The following is a 6,613-nucleotide window of genomic DNA, read 5'->3' as shown; positions in this document are numbered from 1 at the left end:
ACTGCCGGCACCCCACTCAACCTGGTGCAGAATTGGCTCGGCCACGCCCAGCTCAGCACCACCGCCATCTACGCCGACGCCGGGCCGACCCACTACGCGCTGGTAAGGCCCGAGATCACCGAGTGGTAAGCGGACGCCGTCGACGCCAACTCTGCTGCCAGCCCGTCCCAGGCGGCGGCCGCAGCTAGCAACGGCCCAGGGCCCGGGCCCGTATACATCCTGCCAGAGTTGATCTCCGGTGGTAACGCCCCGAAATCCATGCCCTCAACCTCTAGTCAATAATCCGACGCCGGCGCATCACTGTTGCCACGCGGGCGAGCCGAAAACTCTTGGCGCCAAGAGAGTTCGCAAAAACGTGCACCGACAACTCTCCCAAGCGACCCTGTCTACTCCCTGCCAAAAAGATCTGAAACGTCTTCGCGCATCAGTTTCAGTTCATTGCTTGCATCTCGAATCACGCTGCTGTAGTGACCACTTGGTGTGGTCCTTGTCACAGCCGCGCCCCTGCTGTCGCGACCATGCTGCGTGTGCATTGTGTGTGTTACGTTCACTTCACGTAATCGATACGTAAACCAGCCTTCACTTCATCGGCCGGCCTGTCGTGAAATTTCATCTTCGTTAGGTAGATCACATGCAAAAGCCACTCGACGCCCAGCGTCGACCCGAGACTCAGGCAAGAAGTTGCAAAACTGATCCAATGCCGCGGTAACACGACGACCCGATGTCGGTTGCGGCTAACTAACCGAGCCACCGGTCTTGAGGTTAATTCGGTGCGAGCTGTCTCGGCGAAGAGAATCTCTTTCACTTCGCGCAAGGCATAGAACGTGAGCGCGTAGCTGGCGACCGGGTCGGCCCAGCACCACCAGTCACCAGGCTATTGTGCAGCCCCCTATTGGTTTTGGACTTCCCGGCCGCAGGCGCGAACACCGCTAGCGCTGTGATGGCGGTCCAAGCAATGTCAATGGGCGGTGCTGGGCATGGAATCCGTTAACTAACAGTACTGTTGACTGCACCAACAGATACATCGTTAGCACGGCGACGCCGGTCGCGATTATGCGCATGGCGATGACGCCCGTGATCGGAAGCAACAACGAGAATGCGCCCATCCCTGCAGCCGCCAGCAGTTCGACCATGATCTCCTCAGGACCGTAGGCGGTTTGATGAGATCGCGTCCGGTGAGAGCGCGTCAAGTGCGACACGGTTCGACAATCGCTCGTGCTGCAGCTGGTCGGTGATCAGAGGCTTCCCGAGCAAAGCCCGCTTAAACGCATCGGGAAAGTGACGGCGACATTTCTGCCCGTCAGCCAAAGTGGTCACAAACGTTCCTTAACTCAAACTCGCTGAAAGCATGTGATGCGCATGCTGATCACGCGGCGCCGCGACGACATGAGCCTGGCCCTGCTTGTGGGGCAGCGCTATTCGACCGTCTCCACGTGGGGAGATTTCCACCCGATGAGCGACGAGCCGTTACTGCACGGAAGCGTCTCTGCCCCCGGTAACAGGGTGCGGGTACCCCTCGTTAGCGGGCCATCGAAATCATTGGCCGGCTGGCGCGCACGCGGTGTGTCACCACTTCCCAGGCCGACGGCGAGTAGTGCGTCGTGACTTCCTCGAATCCTTCGACCCGAGAAACGGTAACCACTCCGGTGTCGTGGTTGATCGACAGCTCCGCTCCGTCGGTGGCGCGGACTTCCTCTCCATTAAGAAGCCGAATGATGAACATAATGATTTCTCCTTTTTCTGTAGTTACCGTGTAGACGCGCGGCAGGCTCAGGCGCTACCGAGCTGGACGGCTTTGACCAGCAGCAGGATCGCCCCGACCACGAGATATCCACGGAGAGCCAGCATGCCCAGCCGAGTCCCGACCGACCAGGTAACCGGCTCCAGCAGGGTCAGCGGCGGCATCCGCCACGTGGCCCGGTCCGCTCCGGCCAATGCCCAGGACAGTTGTTCCGGTAACGGCGGTTTCGGCCATCGCCGGTTGGACCACCGCAATACGCCGAAAGTGACTGCGGCGCAGAGGCCAAGCCCGATCGTGAGGTCGTCCGCAAGCGAGACGATGTCGAGCGTCGGGAAAACCGTTGTCGCCATCAATACCCCGGACAAGAGCAAGAGCACACCGACGATCACACCGGCCACCACGTTGAGCCAGGGGCGGTTCACCCAGGGGCCCAGCACTTCCCGGTCGTTGCACAACAGCAACAAGAAGACGGTAGCGCTGGGCAGCAGTAGTCCGGCAAGCGCTTGCACACCAGTGGTAATCAACCCCAACGGCGCGCCCGGAATGAGCACGATCACCGAGGCGACAACCACCATCCCGGTGTAGGACAGGTAGAACGGTTTCGCATCGGCGAAGCCGCGGTGCAGGGAGTGCTTGAGCCCGAACACGTCACCGAACGCATAGCTGGTGGCCAGCGTCACCGCGGCGGCCCCGATGATCGATGCGTCGAGCAACACGATCGCGAACACCGAGCCGAGAACGTCGCTGTGTTGGCCGAGCAGGTGCGCGAGCGCGCCGGCGTCAAGAAACTGCCCCCGGGTGTCGGTCGCACGGGCTGCCCAGTCACCGGTCATCATCAATGCCGCCGCCCCGATCACCACGACGAAGGCACCCAGCGTGGTATCGGCTCGCTCATAGCCGATGAAGCGTGGCGTGATGCGCTTGTCGACGATGTTGGACTGCTGGAAGAACAGCTGCCAAGGGGCGACCGTGGTGCCGACGATGGCAATAACCAACAGCACCGCTTCCGACGTCACTCCGCCGGTTACGCCGGGGACCACGAAGGATTTCGCCGCGTGGCCCCAGTTTGGATGGGACATCAGCAGCATGGGGATTTGCAGCAGCGTGATCCCGATGAACACCAGCATCGCCCGTTCCCAGCGGCGAAAGCTGCCGGTGGTCATGATGGCGATCAGTGCAATCGCCGCGAACGGGACCACTACATATCGAGGGATACCCATGTAGTCGGCCGCCAACGTGATGCCGATGAATTCGGTGACGAGTGTCAGAAAGTTCAGTATGAACAGGTCACCGACGGAGAACCAGCCCCAGCCGCGGCCGAACCTTTCGTTGATCAACCGCGCGTGCCCCACGCCGGTGACCGCGCCGAGCCGAACCACCATCTCCTGGTTGACAATTAGGACAGGGATCAACAACACCAGCACCCAGAGCAGGCTGTAACCATAGTTCTGCCCTGCTTGTACGTAGGTCGCCACACCTCCGGCATCGTTGTCGCCGACCATAACGATCAAGCCGGGTCCGATGATCGCCAGCATCGTTGCCAGCCTTGCCTTCAGCGTCCGCGGACGGCCGGTGTCGCTGATACTGATTCGGCCCAGGGCACCCTCGATGTCGCCGACATGCGCGGTGTCCAGGACTGCGGTGAGCGGCGGCGCCGGCGACGCGGTGTCAATGGTGTCACGGTCCAGGGTGGTCATAGCCATTCACCACCCTCGACACCGGTGGTCGAGTCGCTGATCGCCGAAACCGGTTCCCGCACCGGGCGTGGGCCGGGCTCTCGTCGACGCCAGTCGTCGGGGATGGTGACCTTGAGCACGTCGTCGACGGTGACGACGCCCAGCACCCGGTCCTCCTCGTCGACGACCGGGATGGTGTGCAAGTCGTAGTCGGCCATCAGCACCGCGACGTCGGCCAGATCGGCGTCCGGCGTTACCCGGACCGGGTCCGAATCCATCAATGCAGCAACCCCTTCCGTAGGCTCGGCCTGCAACAAGGTGATTACCGACACCACGCCGGTGAGCCGGCCGTGCTCGTTGAGAACATGCATCTTCAGAAGCGCCTCCGGCTGTACGCCCTGCGCTGTGCCGATCACAGCGAGCGCCTCTCCCACCGTTGCCCCGACCCCACACGAGACGACGTCGACATTCATCAAGCCGCCTGCGCTTTGGGGGTTAAACCCCAAGAGGGTGATGACCTTGGTTCGCTGCGGCGCTGGCATCAACTCCAAAACTCGGCGCCGCCGCGACTGACGCAGGTCGATGATCGCGTCAGCGGCGTCGTCGGCGCGCATCCGGCTGAGCAAGGCGGCGACTTCTTTGTCGGGCATGTCGTCGAGCAGCCGACTGGCCTTGTCGGGGTCGAGCTCCTCAAAAACGTCTGCTTCAAGCTCGGGATCGCTGCGCACTCGATCGAGGATTTCTCCGCCCTCCACCCGGTCGGCGGCTTCGAGGAGGTCGGCGATTTGGGCTGGTTTGAGTGCGCCAACCCGCCCAGAAACGCGACGCACCGCCATTGACTGGCCATGCCCGATTAGCGGTTCGAACGCCTTCCAGTCGCGCGATGCATGCCCACCGGGCGTTTTCAACAACCCGAACAGCCGCGGCGGGCGACGAGTATCCAGGCGCGCCAACACCCAGCCATCCGCGCTGTCCTCGAGCTCGACGTCGTAGGCGCGCACCAACTCGCCCGCAGCCACGTCAATCAGCCGATAGCCGAGCACATCGGCGCTCAGCAGCACCTCGCCATGCCGGCGCTCGAACCGACGCAAGTCAATCTCGTTGTGCGCCAAGTTTACTCGTTCTGGCTCAAGTCGGTGGATAGCTCCCATTCCGACGAACACCCGTCGGCCGCCCACCCCGGCCACGATGCCAGTGACTAGCGGATAGGTATCTGTACCCCGTAGCCGCACAATGATGTCGTCCACCCGGCCCACCGCCTCGCCGGACGGCGTCACCACGGGGGCACGCAACAACTGAGACAGATGGATCAACGAAGGCCTGGCACCGAAATCGCGGAGCTCGACGGCTGGCCTGCTCATGGCTATCCCTTCTCGATGCACTGTGTGCATCCGTGGTTGGCGACGGTCGCGCAAGCGCGGCAGTAGAGGGCTGCCGCGCCTACGCTCTGTTGTCAGGGCCGGCGACGATGCCGGGCCTTTGGCGGCTTGAGGAGGAGCTGTGCTATCGGGCTACGCCCAGCTGGAACCGACGGCGCTGTCGGTGCTCGCCATGTTGGCACTGGCGGTTTGCACCTTGGAGCCATGCGCATTGGCCTGCTCGTAGATCACCTGGAAGTTACGTCCCAACTGGTTAATGAACTCCTGGCATGCCGTCGACCCGGCGCCACCCCAAAAGTCCCCAGCGGCAAGCACATCACGGATGATCGCCTGGTGCTCGGCCTCCAACGCCGCGGCCTGGGCGCGAATGGTGGCACCGTGGGCATCGACGTCGCCGAACTGGTAGTTAATGGTCATTTTTTTGCTCCCTTGTCGTAAAGTATTGCCTTGCAATTTATTTGGTATCGCAAGGACCAGGATCTTTTTGGCGTCAGGCTATTTGGCGCTTGTGCCGGCCTTCGGCCGCTGCTCCCGCCGAGTGTTTGTCGGCGCGCACCGACAGATGCTGCAAGACCTTGTCGCCCAGACGCGAGCGATAGTGCGCCCACGGCTGTCGGCGCTCGATCGGAGTGCCCACCATTTGACCCAGCAGGTGGTTGGCCTGACGCGCTCGGTACAGCGCCGTTTGCACGCGCGCCACGCCGAACGCGTCGGCCTGAGTGAGCGTCAGCCCGGCTAAGGTCTCCAGCGCCTCGGTGACTGCTGCATTGATGTCCCCACAGGCCTTGTGCACCTGGCGCTCGATGTTCGGCGGGTTAGCTGCTCGCCGATCCCGGGCTCCTCCGGCGCCGTGGGCGTCCACGTCGCCGAACTCGCAGTTGATCGCCATGATCTTCTCCTAACCTGAGAAAGCTTGTAGCGGTTAGCTGCTCAGCAGGTGCTGCGAAGCCTGCTCTTGCTGCTCGTAGTTGTTGGCATCACGGATCAGCCCGTCGCGCACGCCCTGCAGCATGTTGACGATGTTGCGAAACGCCTGATTCATTTGGCCCATCGTGTCGTAGGAGGTGGCCTGCGCAGACCCACTCCAGCCTGCACCCGCAATGTTTTGCGACGACGCCCACATCTTGCGAGCCCCGTCTTCCACAGCTTGGGCGTGTACATCGAAACGACCTGCCATTGACCGCATCTGGTGCGGGTCAGTCATAAAACGCATAGGCATCTTCTTGTCTCCTTACTTGAACTGGTTGAGTAGAACGAATTCCGTTGTCATGTAATGCGCTTTCCTCCTTTCGTCACCCGGCAGCGGGTGTGCGAGATATCACCGTGGGTCGGAAGCCGTATTTGGGAGCGGCGCTCACGCCGTTTCCGGCTGCACTGGCCAGCGGCATCCCGGGCAGACCGGTCGCCACAGCCGGCGGAGCGCTAAGCGGAGCGGTGCCCAACGCCGAGCTCAGCGGGCTTAGCGCCGGAGACGCCGCAGCCCAGCTCGGCGGCACCGACAGCGGCCCGATCGAGGCCGCCTGCCCCATCCCCGCCGACACCGCAGAACCGAGGCCGCCCAAGCCCGCGACGCCCGGCAGCTCCGAGGCAGCCGCACCCAGCCCACTAGCAGCCTCACCGGCCGCCGCACCGGCCGCTTCGCCAGCCGCCGATCCGGCCGCACCGCCGAAGAGACTGGTGAAAGCGCCGATCGATTGACTGGGCATGTAGAACCCGGACGCGAAGATGGTGTTCCACATAGTGGCGTTGGGCCCGAACTGAGTCCACAGGTCGCTGCTGAACAAGTCGGACAACCCCGATGACGACGTTGAGGCCGA

General features: G+C 62.7%; 7 protein-coding genes and 2 pseudogenes. All 9 read right to left on the bottom strand.

The window, feature by feature from the left end:
- Positions 1–95: 95 nt before the first annotated feature.
- Positions 96–260, bottom strand: a pseudogene (locus ACFE99_RS21080) (PPE domain-containing protein); the annotation flags it as partial.
- Positions 261–1,049: 789 nt separating this feature from the next.
- Positions 1,050–1,317 (bottom strand): annotated as a pseudogene (locus tag ACFE99_RS21075) (DNA-binding protein); the annotation flags it as partial.
- A 202-nt stretch (positions 1,318–1,519) separates the two neighbouring features.
- On the bottom strand, positions 1,520–1,723 hold the full coding sequence (locus ACFE99_RS21070; RefSeq protein WP_375488351.1) for a hypothetical protein: 204 nt from the start codon (positions 1,721–1,723) through the stop codon (positions 1,520–1,522).
- Positions 1,724–1,770: 47 nt separating this feature from the next.
- Positions 1,771–3,438: an NRAMP family divalent metal transporter gene (locus ACFE99_RS21065; protein WP_375488350.1), complete on the bottom strand. Its 1,668-nt coding sequence runs from the start codon at positions 3,436–3,438 to the stop codon at positions 1,771–1,773.
- Positions 3,435–4,778 carry a magnesium transporter MgtE N-terminal domain-containing protein gene (locus tag ACFE99_RS21060; RefSeq protein ID WP_375488349.1) on the bottom strand — a complete coding sequence of 448 codons (1,344 nt, stop codon included), beginning with the start codon at positions 4,776–4,778 and terminating at the stop codon, positions 3,435–3,437. The genes ACFE99_RS21065 and ACFE99_RS21060 overlap by 4 nt, the downstream gene beginning before the upstream one ends.
- Before the next feature lie 150 nt (positions 4,779–4,928).
- Complete coding sequence (locus tag ACFE99_RS21055) at positions 4,929–5,213, bottom strand: WXG100 family type VII secretion target (RefSeq protein ID WP_375488348.1); 285 nt, start codon at positions 5,211–5,213, stop codon at positions 4,929–4,931.
- Positions 5,214–5,286: 73 nt separating this feature from the next.
- Positions 5,287–5,685 carry a hypothetical protein gene (locus ACFE99_RS21050; protein WP_375488347.1) on the bottom strand — a complete coding sequence of 133 codons (399 nt, stop codon included), beginning with the start codon at positions 5,683–5,685 and terminating at the stop codon, positions 5,287–5,289.
- Positions 5,686–5,718: 33 nt separating this feature from the next.
- Entirely contained in the window at positions 5,719–6,015 is a 297-nt protein-coding gene (locus ACFE99_RS21045; RefSeq protein WP_375488346.1) for a WXG100 family type VII secretion target, read from the bottom strand.
- A 73-nt stretch (positions 6,016–6,088) separates the two neighbouring features.
- On the bottom strand, positions 6,089–6,613 hold a 525-nt coding region (locus tag ACFE99_RS21040), incomplete at its 5' end, for a PE/PPE C-terminal domain-containing protein (protein WP_375488345.1).

The sequence above is a fragment of the uncultured Mycobacterium sp. genome, assembly GCF_964249325.1.
Classification (GTDB): domain Bacteria; phylum Actinomycetota; class Actinomycetes; order Mycobacteriales; family Mycobacteriaceae; genus Mycobacterium.
The sequence above is the reverse complement of the archived record's forward strand: the minus strand, read 5'-3'. Positions and strand labels throughout refer to the sequence as shown.

Bases quoted from the DNA above. Each gene is read 5' to 3' on its own strand.
- ACFE99_RS21070 (WP_375488351.1), bottom strand. From the start codon at position 1,723: ATGTTCATCATTCGGCTTCTTAATGGAGAGGAAGTCCGCGCCACCGAC.
- ACFE99_RS21065 (WP_375488350.1), bottom strand. From the start codon at position 3,438: ATGACCACCCTGGACCGTGACACCATTGACACCGCGTCGCCGGCGCCG.
- ACFE99_RS21060 (WP_375488349.1), bottom strand. From the start codon at position 4,778: ATGAGCAGGCCAGCCGTCGAGCTCCGCGATTTCGGTGCCAGGCCTTCG.
- ACFE99_RS21055 (WP_375488348.1), bottom strand. From the start codon at position 5,213: ATGACCATTAACTACCAGTTCGGCGACGTCGATGCCCACGGTGCCACC.
- ACFE99_RS21050 (WP_375488347.1), bottom strand. From the start codon at position 5,685: ATGGCGATCAACTGCGAGTTCGGCGACGTGGACGCCCACGGCGCCGGA.
- ACFE99_RS21045 (WP_375488346.1), bottom strand. From the start codon at position 6,015: ATGCCTATGCGTTTTATGACTGACCCGCACCAGATGCGGTCAATGGCA.